11 protein-coding genes are annotated in these 14,532 nt (G+C 61.8%); 3 read left to right on the forward strand and 8 right to left on the reverse strand.

Going from position 1 to position 14,532, the window contains the following annotated elements; all coding sequences use genetic code 11:
- Positions 1-5: 5 nt before the first annotated feature.
- The 6 genes from VJZ71_07215 to VJZ71_07240 all read right to left on the reverse strand — a co-directional run bounded on the left by VJZ71_07215 (position 6) and on the right by VJZ71_07240 (position 9,268).
- Entirely contained in the window at positions 6-1,553 is a 1,548-nt protein-coding gene (locus VJZ71_07215; GenBank protein ID HKQ47840.1) for a trypsin-like peptidase domain-containing protein, read from the reverse strand.
- A gap of 401 nt (positions 1,554-1,954) precedes the next feature.
- Positions 1,955-3,373 (reverse strand): chromosomal replication initiator protein DnaA, encoded by a 1,419-nt coding sequence (dnaA, locus tag VJZ71_07220; protein HKQ47841.1) that lies wholly within the window; start codon positions 3,371-3,373, stop codon positions 1,955-1,957.
- 359 nt (positions 3,374-3,732) lie between these two features.
- Entirely contained in the window at positions 3,733-4,668 is a 936-nt protein-coding gene (locus tag VJZ71_07225) for a GNAT family N-acetyltransferase (GenBank protein HKQ47842.1), read from the reverse strand.
- A 16-nt stretch (positions 4,669-4,684) separates the two neighbouring features.
- Positions 4,685-5,644, reverse strand: a complete 960-nt coding sequence (locus VJZ71_07230; GenBank protein ID HKQ47843.1) for a glycosyltransferase family 9 protein — start codon at positions 5,642-5,644, stop codon at positions 4,685-4,687.
- The gene (locus VJZ71_07235; GenBank protein ID HKQ47844.1) at positions 5,634-8,060 is read right to left on the reverse strand and encodes a DUF4159 domain-containing protein; all 2,427 of its coding nucleotides are present in this window, start codon (positions 8,058-8,060) and stop codon (positions 5,634-5,636) included. The genes VJZ71_07230 and VJZ71_07235 overlap by 11 nt, the downstream gene beginning before the upstream one ends.
- A 32-nt stretch (positions 8,061-8,092) precedes the next feature.
- Positions 8,093-9,268 (reverse strand): aminotransferase class V-fold PLP-dependent enzyme, encoded by a 1,176-nt coding sequence (locus VJZ71_07240; protein HKQ47845.1) that lies wholly within the window; start codon positions 9,266-9,268, stop codon positions 8,093-8,095.
- An 87-nt stretch (positions 9,269-9,355) separates the two neighbouring features.
- On the opposite strand from VJZ71_07240, the gene VJZ71_07245 reads away from it, so the two are divergent.
- On the forward strand, positions 9,356-9,910 hold the full coding sequence (locus VJZ71_07245; protein ID HKQ47846.1) for a DNA-3-methyladenine glycosylase I: 555 nt from the start codon (positions 9,356-9,358) through the stop codon (positions 9,908-9,910).
- A 318-nt stretch (positions 9,911-10,228) separates the two neighbouring features.
- Entirely contained in the window at positions 10,229-10,417 is a 189-nt protein-coding gene (locus VJZ71_07250) for a hypothetical protein (protein ID HKQ47847.1), read from the forward strand.
- Between the two features lie 41 nt (positions 10,418-10,458).
- On the opposite strand, the gene pruA is transcribed toward VJZ71_07250, so the two are convergent.
- The gene (pruA, locus tag VJZ71_07255; GenBank protein ID HKQ47848.1) at positions 10,459-12,009 is read right to left on the reverse strand and encodes an L-glutamate gamma-semialdehyde dehydrogenase; all 1,551 of its coding nucleotides are present in this window, start codon (positions 12,007-12,009) and stop codon (positions 10,459-10,461) included.
- A 188-nt stretch (positions 12,010-12,197) separates the two neighbouring features.
- Here pruA and VJZ71_07260 point away from each other — a divergent pair, with 188 nt between their 5' ends.
- The gene (locus tag VJZ71_07260) at positions 12,198-13,148 is read left to right on the forward strand and encodes a ribose-phosphate diphosphokinase (protein HKQ47849.1); all 951 of its coding nucleotides are present in this window, start codon (positions 12,198-12,200) and stop codon (positions 13,146-13,148) included.
- 14 nt (positions 13,149-13,162) lie between these two features.
- On the opposite strand, the gene VJZ71_07265 is transcribed toward VJZ71_07260, so the two are convergent.
- The gene (locus VJZ71_07265; protein ID HKQ47850.1) at positions 13,163-14,404 is read right to left on the reverse strand and encodes a DUF819 family protein; all 1,242 of its coding nucleotides are present in this window, start codon (positions 14,402-14,404) and stop codon (positions 13,163-13,165) included.
- Positions 14,405-14,532: the final 128 nt, after the last annotated feature.

Here is a 14,532-nt window from a genome sequence, read left to right on the forward strand (position 1 = left end):
CCGGATTACTCGGTGCCTAGCACCGCGAAGAACTCCGTAGATCCGGTGGCGACCCTGAGGCGAACACCTTTGGCCAGGGCGTCCTGGGTGAGAATCTTGCCTAACTCGTCAACGTCCTGCACCGGCTGGTCATTGGCCCGAACGATCAATTGGCCGGCCTTCAAGTCGGCGTTGTAGGCCTCGCCCGTCGGATCCACCTGGGTAATGATCACGCCGCTGATATCCTCGCGATCGAGACGAAACCGCTTGGCCAGGCGCTTGGTGACGTTGCGAACCTCCAGGCCCAGCGTCTCCACGCTCAGCGATTTCTCGACGACCGGCTCGGAAGGATCGGCGGTCTCCCGGGCCTCCGCCTGCGAGGGCCGAATCCGTCGACTGGTGCGAAGCGAGCCGGAGGGAGTAAAGTCCGGCGGCTGTTCGCCGATCGTGACGCGCAGGTCGCCCGCCGATCCGGAACGCCAGACATTGAGAACCACTTCCGTGCCCGGCGCGGTCAAGGCGATCACCTCCTTGAATTGATCGTGATTGGCGACGGCCTTGCCGTTGTACGAGAGCACGATGTCTTCGGCGCGAAGTCCGCCGCTCTCTGCGGGCGTCTTTTCGCCAACATGGCTAATGAGGGCGCCGGACAATTCGACGAGCCCGTAGGCATTCGCCGTCTTGCCGTCCACGGGTTGAATCTCAACCCCCAGGAATCCACGAACAACCTTCTTTCCGGACTTGAGCTGGCCGGCGATGCGAACGACGGTATTGGACGGAATCGCGAACCCGACGCCCTGGTGACCGCCCGAGTCGGTGGCGATGGCCACGCTGAGGCCGATGACCTCGCCCCGGGTGTTAATCAGCGGACCGCCGGAATTTCCCGGGTTGATCGGCGCATCCGTCTGCAGCCAGTTCTTGTAGTCAATGTCGACGTCGACTTCATTGCGCCCCGTCGCGCTGATGATCCCGTGGGAAACGCTGTGGCCGAATTTAAAGGGGCTGCCAATGGCCAGGACGATGTTCCCGACCTCTGCCATGTCGGAATCGCCGAAACGGGCGGGGTGCAGGCGGCCGGCGTCGATCTTGATCACCGCGACGTCGGTCATGGCGTCGGTGCCGACGACCCGGGCCCGAAACTCGCGGCCGTCGGCCAGCTTGACGCGGACGACGTCGGCGTCGGCGACCACGTGATTATTGGTGACGATATGGCCCTCCTCGTCGAGGATCACGCCGCTGCCGGCGCCGGTCGTCGGTACCGGTTGAAACTCCTGATCGCCGAACAGCTTCTTGAGTTCGTTATTGACTTCCCGGTTGACCGTGGCGGCCCGGATGCTGACCACCGACGGCTTGACCGCGTTCGCAATGAGGCTAAAGGCCCGTGAGAGCCGATCGAGTTCCCCCAGCGCCGCGCGATCGACCTCCGAGAGCTCCGGCGGAAAATGAAGCGGCGCGGGGTTATCAAACCCCCGGACGTTCCCCGCACCGAACACGAGGAAAAAGATCAACGCCCAATGCCCGGCAGAGCTTTCACGTTTCCTTCCAGCCAACGCCCCTTCACGAATAGTCAGCATGGGTCACCCCTCTGGCGAATCTCGGATTTAATATCCGCTCCACGACGAGGCCTCGCGGCCCCCGTCTATGAACACGCCGCCGCGTATGCTCGGCGGCCAACACGACTCACGCGTCGCAAACGGCGCGCAGCCATAACACACGTTCACGCGTCTGCGTCGGGTACAAGAAGTTATGGGAACCCGCCCCGAAGCGAACTGTGTCATCGCTTGTCAATATGGTATCCATCCCAACTCAAATAGTCACCCATACGGGTTGGGAAATCCGGTCGTCCCCTGTCGGAAAGCCCGTGAATACCGGACTCCAAGAGGTCCGAATCTCCGGCAATTCCCGCCTTCTTCCGATATCGGTGAGCCCAGCCTGAATTCACGAATAACAATGATGCGGATACGCGAAGGCGGAGTTAACAGCCGAGTTGTTCTTCCTGACTTTGAATGATCGAAGTCAGTTTTCGAACTTGGAGACCCGTGACGCTCGGCCAGCTCACCTCGGCGTCGTCGTGCAACAGTTGTCCGATTCGCCGGCACGCCAGGAGCACGGTGGTGTGGTTCTTATTGCCCATCATCCGCCCGATCTCGGGAAACGACAGATCGGTGTGCTTCCGGGCCAGGAACATCGCGACGTTTCGGGCCAGGGCGATGGTGCGGCTCTTGCGGGAGGTGTGCAGATCGGCCGGCGTGATGCCGAAAAAGGCCGCCGCGCCCTGCTCGATGTCGCTGACCGTCAGGATGCGGCCCGTCTGGCGAAGATGGTCTTCGAGGGCCTGGCGGGCGGTATCGAGAGTGATCGGGGACTTCATCAGGGAGGCAAAGGCAAGGAGCTTGACGAGGCAACCCTCCAACTCGCGGACATTGGTTTGTATTTTGTCGGCGATGTAGTGGATGACGGGCTCGGGAATGACCTTGTTCATTTTCTCGGCGCGGCGGCGGAGGATGTCGCCCCGGGTTTCGAAATCCGGCCGCTCGATCCGGACGATCATTCCCGACATGAGCCGGTTGATCAACGATTCCGGCAGGTCCGCGATCATGCGCGGGTGCGCATCCGAGGCCAGTATGACGCGCTTTCCAACGGCTTGGATGTCGTTAAAGGTGTGCAGGAACTCTTCCTGCGTGGCCTTCTTGTTGGCGAGGAACTGGATGTCGTCCAAAAGAAGGACATCGATCTCGCGGTAGCGGTGCCGAAAGGCGTCAAGCCGATGCTCGCGAAGCGCAAAGAGAAACTGGTTGGTGAATTCCTCGCCCGAGGCATACACCCAGCGAATCGAAGGCTTCGTCTCGGCCAGGCTGTTCGCGATGCCCTGGAGGAGGTGCGTCTTACCTAAGCCGCAGGCGCTGTGAAAGAAGACCGGCCCGGCGTCGCGATCGGGATTCTCCACGACGGAACAGGCCACCGAGTACGCCAGCCGATTCGTGGCGCCGACGACAAATTCGTCGAGTCGGCCGCGCAGCTTGCGACCCGGTCCGATCGCGGCGGGCGAGCCGTTTTTGCCCGGGCGGACGGACCGCTCGGCGTTTTTTTCGATGAAGGCGGCCTGGGAATTGAGCTGGCTTTTGCGCATATTGCGGAAGAGCACGGGATCGATGGAAAAGCTAACCTCCACTTCCTTGCCGATGACTTCCCGCGCGGCGAGCGAAATAGCGTCGGAAAAGTGGTCCTCGATCCAGCCACCGATGAACAGATTCGGCACGCCGACCTTCATGAATCCGTCGGCGCACGTCAGGTGCGTCGAGTTCTTGAACCAGACCTTGTACCGCTGGGCCCCAATTAGTTCTTCGATGCGACTGCGAATCTTCTCAACTGGCTCTTTGAGTTGGACGGACACGGCGCGCTCCTTCCACGTAGCGCAAACGTGCGACACGTTTGCAACAAGGACCCATGACGATTATGACAAAGGCAAGCTCGGTAAAAGAGGTTCGCTCCGTGCTCCTCCGGCCTTCCGCGGTCTCTCGCCGACTCGTCGCCGGCCCACGGTGAAACTTGCCGAGCGGCAGTTTACGTTTCGCCGCGCGGCGCGTCAATCAGGAAACTTTAGCGAAAATTTTATAGTCGCGATTTGCATCGTGTGCGCAAGAGCTTGCGCGATAAAAAAAATTTGATCCACCTGTTATAAACACGTGTCTGCCGCTTGTGTACAGGGAGTGGACGAAGGGGCGACAATTCACCGCATCCTTAGGTGTTCGCTCACTTTGAGTCATGCAGTCGAATCATCGCCCGGCGACGCATCGTCTCGACGAATCCGGCGCCGCGATAAAGTCGCATGGCCGGCTCGTTTTTCGCGTCCACCGCAAGCGTAACCTTTTCAAACCGCTCATGATACGCAAGTCGGAGAGCATCCTCTATCAATAGTCGGCCCAAACCCTCTCGGCGCCGGGCAGTGTGAACACCCATATACGCCACTTCCAAGATACGCCGTAAAGGGTTTTCGCCTAAGAGGATGCAACCGGCCGGGCTTCCCTGCACGCGGGTCAGCCGCCAGCGATGCGGCTGAAAAAGGCCCACTGACTTGTGGCCGGCGATGATATCTTCGATCTCCCTCAGGCCGGTCATTGCCGGGCAATCGAGGCTGCCCCGGTACGTTGCTTGAATCAACTCCGCGAAGTCCTGATGGCCGCTGGTCTTGTAGTCGCCCCAGCAAAGATCGGTCCGCACCGGCGACTCTTTCCACCCCAAGGCCATTCTCGGTACATCGCACTCCATGTAAATGAGATCCGTAATCGAATGAAAGCCGGCTTGCGACAGAATCTGGTCATTCTCCCGATCGTCCAGGTTCAGCAAACATTGAGCCAGCCGCAGGTTGCGCTGCGCCTGATCGGCTAGGATGTGATCGATCAGATCTTGCAGCGCGTCCCGCAATCCTCCGCACAGGCCGTATGCCGACAGGAACAGCAATCCCGTGCGGCCCGGCGACTCGAGGCAGGAACAAGCCGCGACAATTCGACCGCCCTCCTGTGCGAGCCATTGTTGGCCAAGATCGAGGGAAAGGGCGCGGGCGTGGTTAATGAACGTCGCGACGTGGATCTCGGTTTCCGATGGCGTTTGGCCCGGCGAGGCCAGCGTCAGCCGAAGCACCTGGCGGGCTTGAGCGGCGGGAACTCGCTGAATCGCGTACTTCGACATGGCGGAAACATCCCGTTCAGGGCGATGCGGGTCCGCAGATTGTTCGGATTGCGGCGAGAATGTCCATAGGGACCGGCCAGATCGCCCCGGCGCCCGTCACCACAGCGACGCGAGGACCAAGGGGCCGCCATCGTCCTGGTTGCGTCGGGCCAAAGATGGCGACCGTGGGAGCGCCGACGGCCGCCGCGAGATGCGCGACGCCGCTGTCGTTTCCGATGAAGAGATCTGCCGCCGCAAGCAGATCCGCGAGCGCGTAGAGCGCGCGACCTTCCACCGTTGGCGCCGCGGATCGCAGCCGGCCCAGGTCCGCAATCGAAAATTGTTCCGACTCGACAGGCCCGAGGATAAAAACCGAGTCCCATTTTTCAGCGGCTAGCGCGTCGCTGAGGTACAGAAAGCTCTCCAACGGCCAACATTTCCTGGCGGAACCGCTGCCCGGATGGATGAGGGCGATTCGCCCGCTCGTCCCGGTCATCCTGCGCAATTCTTCTCGCGCGGCGGCGACCGCTTCTCGTTCGAGTTCGATCCGCGGCGGACCGGCGTTCGTGTGCAACCCGGCGGCGCGAAGATCATCCAGCCATTGATCGCTGACATGCCCCGGCCAATCGGTTCGGGGCCGCGGATCGACCGTCACAACGCGCCGTACACCCATCCGGCGGAGCTTCTGCGGCAAGGAACTCTCGGCTCCACCCAGCAGGTCCACGACCAACGTGAATGTCGACAACCGGTGACAAAGCTCATCGGGAAGCCGGGCGCCGTCGGAGAATAGTGCATGACCGCCGCCGGTATTCAGGTCGATGAATTCATCCACGCCGCCCCGGCGGGCGAGCACCGCGAATTCCGTCCGCCCCATGAAACCAACGCGCGTCGCGCCGCTCAATCGCAACGTGAGAACGACGCGCAGGGTCATGACAAAATCGCCCAGCGCGCCGCCGTGGATGATCAGGGCGTCTTTGCAGTCGCTTTCAGGGAACATGGGAAGAGGGCCGCCCCTTCGTCTCCAATCGCCACAACAGGATGTTATCGACGATCCGCTCCGTGGATTCAGGCAGATAGCCGCTGCGGTTCCAGATAAAATGACCGTCCAGCCCGGCAATCACGTCGAACGGACAAGCCAAAACGACAACGCGGCCGTCGAGCGTGCGCGTGAACATCGGCGGAGGCGCGCCGCCGCGCGTCAGCCCCGCCCCGGCATCGGTCGCTACAAGATCGGTCAGGGGCCGGCCGTTGCGGAACGAGCCGCGAAAGATGGCATGCTCCGTGGGCAGGACGCCTCGTTCGCCGATTTCGATCTGATCCACCCATTCGCCGACGGACTGGATGCCAGCGGGCTGACCGTCGCCGGCATCAATGAGCAGAAACCCGCCGCCCTTCAAATACTCCGTAAGACGATCGGCAATCTCCCGCGGCAAGCCGCCCGGCGCCTTGACGGTCAGGTAGACCAAATCCGCTTCCGCGAAAGAAGGAGCGTCCGGGGTGATATCCGGAGCGACGAACAGATCTATCCCGGCGCGGTGCCGCAGTCCGATGCTGTAGCGCTGCCACGCGCCCGAGTGCGCGTTCCAATGTCCATCGTGCGACAGGCGCGCGAGGCGCAGCGCGCCCGCCGGCGGCGCCGCGCGACCGGGCGGCTGGCTCTCCCGGAGTATGCGCGGGAGTTGTGCGTAGGGCGGCGCGCTATAGACGCGAACATTGGCCATGATACGGAACAGGTCTTCAAAGCGGCCGCGATCCTGATGCCATGCGCCCGCGATGTCCTTGGGGCAAAGGAAGACCATGACTCGCGAGCCGTCGGACAACCCCCTCAACGGCACAATATGTTTCCACGGCGTCTGCCCGGCCCCGAACTGCGCATGATAAACGGCATGTCCTTTTTCCAACTCCTGAAAACGATAGCCGCGATCGCCGAACATTTTTTCAAAAAGCGCGGTCGCTGAGGCCGTGAACGCCCTGGAGGCGCCGTCGGAATGCAGGAAAACGGTCCCGCCGGCATCGAGGTAATGACGAATTCGCTGGTGCGTCGATTCCGGCAGCTCCAATCCGCGCCGCCCGCTGAGATAGAGCAGCGGCGCGTCCTGCATCTCCCGCAACTCGGCGTTCACGGATATCCGCTGCCAGCGGTGCAAGCGCTCAAACGTGCGCGACAGGTAGCGCGTCAGGTTGGCGACATCGCGGAAATAATATCCCGCGTCGCGATCTTGTTGGCCCCACACCATGCGCTGAATCACGACCGGTGCCTGCCCATGGACGAGAAAGATGAGGGCGAAAGAATCGGCGACGACATTTTCCCCCCAACCTCGGCGAGAGACTGCGTCAACGTACTGTCGATACCAGTCTTCGCCACCGAGGATCGCCTGCCCACTGGCCAAGCCCAGCCGCTCCAATCCAAACAGCTCATACCCGTCGTTCATCGTCGGATTCGGTGGATTTTCGCGCAAGTAGTCGTCGCCCCGCGCGATGGCGGCGCAGATTCGCTGAACCGGCTCCTCCGATTTCTTGTCCGGTCGAATGCCCCCAAAAAGCCGGTACGCGCCGCCGGAGCGCGTGTACAGTTGGTCGAGAACAATATAAAGGCTGTTGCATCCGGCGATCGTCATCGACGACGTCGGCGTCGATTCTCCGCGATAGCTCCACCCGCCGGAATCGTCCTGCGTTTCGAGCCAATGATGGCTGATCGTTTGGTAGGTTTGGGGACTAACCTCCAGCTTCGCGACGCCTGCGGCCCAGACGCCGAGGTTACCGAACTGCGTATTGGAGTGGTCCCAGCGCCCTCCCGCCTGCGTGTAATTGTACCCCCCGTCGGGCTGCATCGCCTGGACCAGCCACCGCAAATCGGCCGTCAGCAGTTTTCGAAATCGCTGCCGGTTCGGGCGGCTGATGCGCCGCTCCAGAAGCGCGCTCCACGTTGCCGACCGCAAGCTGTGAACGTAGGTCCCCATCTCGTTCGTGTCATCTTGAGCCAGCGCATCGAGGAGCATGGCCATCTTTGGCTCCGTCGTTTCGACGCCCGCGGTGACCAGCGCCAACGCCGCCAGCGCCGACGGCCCGCCGCGCAGCATTCCCTCCAGCTCCGGTGTGATATGCCCACGCGTGACGATCTCGGAGACGCGATTTTGGGCAATGGAGAGGGTCCAGCCCTCCGGCGTCTTCAGACGAAGAGTGCCGCCGGCGTTCTGCACAATGGTCCCCCGAACTTTCAAGGTCTGAGGAGGATCGTCCGTGGAAACGTACGTCACCTCGTCCAACTGGCTAATCCGATCCAGGAGGGCCGCCACGCCCCTGCGGATCGCGGCGTCCACATCGCGATCCGAAACGCCTTCCGCAAAAGACGGAATGCAACAGCCGATGACGATCAGATAAGCAATGGCTCGCGCGCGATAGTGCATAAGCATGGTGAGCCCCGCCGTGCAGCGATGGCCGACGGTCAGCGGCTGACGGCGACGTCGGAGAGCTTGCCCAACGCCTCTACGCAGAAGTCGATGTGCGCCGGCGTGTTAAAGGCGCCAAACGAAATCCTCGTCGTGCCGCCGTCTGTGTGGGTGCCAATCGTCTCGTGCGCCATTGGAGCGCAGTGCAAGCCTGAACGGGTCAGAATGCCAAATTCGGTTTCCAGAAGAGCCGACAATTCACCGGGCTCCAGCCCGCTCAGCCGAACACTGAACACGCCGACCCGCTCCTCCGCGTGCTGCGGGCCATAAACAACCAAACCGGGGAGTTCACGGGCTTTTTGCAGGAAGCGGGCACAAACCGCTCGATCATGTGCCGCCAGCGATTCAATGGATTGATCCTCGATCCATTGAAGTGCCGCCGCCAGGCCCGCCAAACCGATCGCATTGTGGCTGCCCGACTCGAACTTGTCCGGCATGAAATCAGGTTGCACCGGCCGCTCGCTGACAGAGCCCGTCCCGCCCTGCACCAGCGGCGTAATCGCTCCTTCGAGGCCCGGCCGTATATACAGCGCGCCGGTGCCCAGCGGACCAAGCAACCCCTTGTGGCCCGGAATCGCCAGCAGATCGATTTTCATGGCCTGCACGTCAATGAGAACATGACCGGCGGTCTGGGCCGCGTCGACCAGAAACGGAATCCCGCGCCGCTGGGCCTCCGCGCCGACAGCTTCGATCGGCTGCAATGTGCCGGTCACATTACTCGCGTGCGCGAGGACGATCAATTTGGTTCGCGGCCGAATTGCGGCGAGCAGGTCTGCGGCATCCACTCGCCCTGTCTCGCAGTCCGCCGGTGCATGAGTGACTTCGAGGAGACCCTCGTCCGACAACGCCTGAAGCGGACGCAATACGGAGTTATGCTCCATCCGCGAAGTGACGACGTGATCGCCCTTCCGCAAATAGCCTTTGATCGCCTGATTGAGCGCGGTGGAGCAATTGTGGGTGAACACGACATGATCGGTCGCCGGCGCGTTGATCAGCGTCGCCAGGCGCCGGCGGCAATCGGCGACGAGTTCCCCGCTCGCCAGTGCCTCCCGATACGCCCCGCGGCCGGCCGACGCGCCCAGTTCCTCGGCATAACGCCGCATGGCCTCGAAGACCTCCGGCGGCTTGGGAAAGCTCGTGGCGGCGTTATCGAGGTAGAGTCGCGAGGTCAAAGGGCCGGCTCCAATGGTTGGGGGAGAGTGCGTTTTCCAGTATTCTATGCGATTCGAGGCGGACAGGCACCCCCAGGAGCGATCCCCATGGCACGTAAGCTGATATTAAAAAAGGCGGTGCCGCCGTTGGATAACCGAGGGCGATGCGATTGGGCCGCACGGGATCCCCTCCTCGCTGCCTACCACGACGAAGAATGGGGTCGCCCCATCCGCACCGATGCCGGCCATCTGGAGCGAATGGCGTTGGAAGTCTTCCAGTGCGGCCTCTCATGGAAGATCGTACTGACCAAGCGGCCCGCGTTTCGGCGCCTCTTCGAACGGTTTGACGTGGGTCGCGTGGCATCTTTCAAGGCCCGAGACGTGGAGCGCCTCTGCCGCGACGCGTCGATTATCCGCAACCGGCTAAAAATCAAAGCCATCGTGGCCAACGCGCGGGTGTTTCTCAAGATCGCCGAAGAGCATGGTTCGTATCGGCGGTGGTTTGATGCTTTGCCCGCCACCGACCCTCGCGCACAAAAGGCCCTCTTCCCGCTCTTCAACGAGACCTTTCGGTTCATGGGTCCGGAGACGACGAAATGTTACCTAATGGGGGTCGGAAAGATCGCACCGCCACACGAGCCGCAATGCTGGCGTTTTGAGTGATAACTTTTTTAAGCATAGGGACTTCGGGGAGTCCGCCAATCGTCGCCAAATCGGTAGAAATGGCCCGCACTGGCAAAATCCGCTTGCATTTACCGATTAAACGAGTAATACTTGGTCGTAGAAGGGCCCGCCGAGAGGTCCTGATCAACCATTAATGTGACTGGGGCTCGGCTACACATTTTTCGCAGCGTGATTGCAGACTGACGACGGAGCGTGAGGAACAGTCTGACCCAGGATGGTCGAGCAGGGATCGCAACCGCGCAAGCGGCGCGCCGCCGCTTCCTCGCGCAGGATACCGGGTCCAGGAGGATTCCAAGGATGAAGGTTATGGAAGAAAAGTCCCGACATGAGATTATCACTCGGGCAAAGATCAGTTACGCGGAACAGAAGACCAATGTGTCCATGCGGGCCTGGATCGATCGCGAGCTGAGCGAGCTGGGCCTGCCGGCCATGAGCGACGAGGAATGCCGCAATTACGCCCTGTCAAACGGGCCGCGGATTTTCTAGTCAGCGCCGAACGCGCATTCGGTCCCCCTTCGAGTCGCCGCTCATAATCGCTCGGTAATGCTCTTTCCCTGCAGAAAGTGCAACAGATAGTCCCGGCCGCCGGCCTTGCTGTCGGTACCGGACATGTTGAAGCCGCCGAACGGCTGCACGTCCACCAGCGCGCCCGTGCATTTGCGATTCATGTACAGATTGCCGACGTGAAACTCGTGGCGGGCCCGTTCCAGTTCCATGCGATCGCGGCTGTAGAACCCGCCCGTCAGGCCGTATTCCGTCCCGTTCGCGATGGCCAGTAAATCATCGAGCCCGCGGCCTTTGATGACTGCGAGGACAGGACCGAAGATCTCCTCCTGGGCAATTCGCGCGTCGCGCGCAATGCCGGTGTAAATCGTGGGCGGGATGAAATAACCGCCGGTTGGTACCTTGGTCCCGCCGAGCGCCAATTGGCCTTCCTTCTTGCCGACGTCGATGTATCCGTTGATCTTGTCGAAGGCCGAGGTATCGATGACCGCCCCCATGAAATAGTTTTCGGGGCCGGTCGGGTTGCCGATCGTGAGACGCTTCGTCCGCTCGACGACTTTCTCCACCAGGACGTCGTGGACTTTTTCATCCACCACGAGGCGGCTGCAGGCCGAACATTTTTGACCCTGGAAGCCGAAGGCCGCCGCGACCACGCCCTCGGCCGCGGCATCAATGTCCGCCGACTCCGTCACGACGATGCAGTCCTTGCCGCCCATCTCCAGCGTCGTGCGCTTCAGCCAGATCTGGCCGGGATGAACCTTAGACGCGCGCTCGAAGATCCGCAGGCCCACGTCGCGCGAGCCGGTGAACGCGATGAAGCGCGTCCGCGGATGATCGACCAATGTATCGCCGACTTGACCCCCGGGGCCGGGGCAGAAATTCAGCACGCCCGGCGGCAGCATGACCTCCTCCATCACCTCGACGAACTTCGCGGCGATAATCGGCGACGTGCTGGCGGGTTTGAGCACGACCGTATTTCCCGCGACGATCGCCGCCGTCGTCATGCCCGCCATGATGGCAAAGGGGAAGTTCCAAGGCGGGATTACGACGCCCACGCCGAGGGGGATGAAGCGGACCTCGTTCTCCTCCCCCACCTGCGGAACTACAGGTTGTGAGCCGCCCAGCCGCATCATCTCGCGGGCGTAGAATTCGAGAAAATCAATGCACTCGGTCGCGTCCGCGTACGCCTCGATCCACGACTTCGAGACTTCATAGACCATCCAGGCCGAGAATTCGTACACCCGGCGGCGAATGATGGCGGCCGCCTTAAGCAGGTACCGCGCGCGAATATCCGGCGGGACCCGCGACCAGCTCTTGAACGCCTCATCCGCCGCGGCAATGGCCGCGAGCGCATGTTCCTGCGTCGCCTTCGCGGTCGTGCCGACAATCTGCTCGCACCTCGCCGGATTCAACGACTCGATCTTGCCGGTCGTCTCGATTTTTTTTCCGCCGATCCGCAGGGGATACCCACGTCCTAATTGGGATTCGACCAGCTTGAGGGCGTCGAGCATCTTCTGCCGCGGGCCGGGTTCGTTGAAATCGACGTAGGTCTCCGGTTCGTAAGGGATCAACATAGGCAGTTCACCTGTGGCTTATCTAATGGCGCGATTCCCAACGACATGGTTATAGCACGAAAACACGACGGATTCGACGCCCCGATGCACGAAAAGGCGGGTCCGGAAATGCGGCGAAGGCCCGATTGGTTGCGGCGCGGCCGCCCCGCTAAGATGGCCCTTGGGGATGACTCTCCAAGGGTGCGGGTATGCCCAAACGCGGCGAGCTATTGATTTTCGCGGGTTCGGCAAGCGTCAATTTCACCGCCGCCGTTTGCAAGCAACTTCATGTCCGGCCGGGCAAGTGCTTCACTCAGAGATTCTCCGAGGGCAATACTTTTGTGCGGGTCGGTGACAACGTCCGCGGCAAGGACGTTTTCTTTGTCCAATCGATCAGCTACCCGGTCAACGACAATTTCATGGAACTCCTCTTTTTCATCGACGCCTTCAAACGGGCGTCGGCGCGAAGCGTGACGGCCGTCATCCCGTTCTTTGGATATGGCAAAGGCGACAAGAAGGACGAGCCGCGCGTGTCGATCCGCGCGCGGGTCTGCGCCGATTGCCTGGAAGCCGCAGGGGTCGATCGCATCGTTACGATGGACTTGCACGCCCCGCAGATCCAGGGCTTCTTCCGCGTGCCGGTCGACCATCTCTACGCACTGCCCGTGATCCAAAAGCATTTCAAGGGGCGGATGAAGAACGACTGGGTCGTCGTGGCCCCGGACGTCGGCGCCGCCGGAATGGCCAACGCCTACGCCTCCGCGATGGGGGCCAAGACAGTCATCGCCGAAAAGACTCGTGTGGACCACAAGGAGCGGGCGGTCGTCAAGCGCCTGATCGGCCACGTCGCGGGCAAAAACGCGCTGATCGTCGATGATTTCACGATCACCGGCGGGACGCTCATCGCCACGGCCCAGCGACTCAAGCAGGAGAAGGCCAAGGACATCTACGCCGCCGTGGCCCACGGCGTACTCGGCAAGGGAACAGCGGCCAAACTCGACGCCAGCCCCATCAAGGAACTGGTCATTACCGACAGTCTGGAGTATCGCTTCGAGCCGCTGCCCAAAAAGGTGAAGGTCGTTTCCGCCGCGCCACTGTTCGCGAAGGCGATCCGGAACATTCACAACCAAACGAGCGTGTCGGAGCTTTTCAAGTTGTAGTCGGGAGTCTACTGTCAGCCCCCCGCCACCAGTCGACACAACTGCACGCAAAGATACCCGCCGATAGTCCCCAGGGCATACCCCGCAATCGCCAGCAACACCCCCACCGGGGCCAGCACCGGGCTGAACGCCGCCGCAACGACCGGGGCTGAGGCTGCGCCGCCGATGTTTGCCTGCGAGCCCATCGCGAAATAGAAAAACGGCGCGCGGACCAGCCGACCGACGACAATGAGCACCGCCGCATGGATCGCCATCCACGTAATGCCGACGGCGAGGTACCAGCCCGCGTCGCGCAGGTGCGCAAAGTCCGCCCCCGCCCCGATGCACGCAATGAGAAGATACAACATCAAATTGCCCATCGATGATGCGCCCACGCCCTCCAGTGTCCGCACCCGCGTGAACGACAGAATCATCCCGATGCCCGTCACGATGAGCATCTTCCATACAAAGGCATCCGCATAGTCGCGAAGAGCAGCGAACGGCCCCGCCGCCAGCCATTGACCGACGCCATGGGCGACCGCCGTCGCGCCAAACGCAACGGCCAGGACGGCCAGCCAATCTCCCACCTTCGCGTTGCGCATGACACGCGCGTGAAAGGCCTCCATCGACCGTTGCAAGTCATCGATTGCCGACCGATCGGCCCGAAACCACCGATCCACGCGCTCGCTGCGACCCGCAAGGTACAACAACAGGCCCATCCAGGTGTACCCGACGGCGATATCCACAATGACCATGGGGCCGATGAGCGCCTCGGCATGCACCGCGCGGCTTACGGCCAGGCCATTGGCCGACCCCCCAACCCAGGTGCCCGCAAGATAGGACATCGCCAGCCAGGCGTCAGCGGGAAGTACGCCCTTCCAAAGCGCCAGCGCGATTGGCCCGCCCAGCACGACGCCCACGGTCGCCGCAAGAAACATGATCAGGGCCCTGGGTCCAAGTCGGAAGATCGCGGGCACGTCGAGTGAAAGGGTGAGCAACACGAGGCTCGCCGGCAGAATAAAGTCCTTGATCCAGCGATATAGTTCGGAATGATTGGGGATGATGCCGAGCGTCGAAAAGAGTGTGGGAACGAAGTAGCAGAAAGCAATGGCGGGGACGACCTTAAACAGGCGGCGCAGGCGGGCATGATCCTGTGCCCACACAATCGCGGCGAGCGTGGCGACCAGCACCGCAAGGATGGCGATGGGTTCACGGAGCAACGGCGGATCGATGGCGGCAACGACCCCCGTTCCGTTCGCCGACCAGGAATCTCGCATCCCGTCGATGGTAGCTTCGTGCCGGCCTTGCGCCTATGCGTTTACACACATTCCCGATATGCAGTCCCGCGCAGACGGCTGCCAAGGTATGGTATAATCTAGCGACCTTGGAGGGCGTTGGGGCGTGT

Source organism: Phycisphaerae bacterium (genome assembly GCA_035275405.1).
Lineage (GTDB): Bacteria > Planctomycetota > Phycisphaerae > UBA1845 > UTPLA1 > DATEMU01.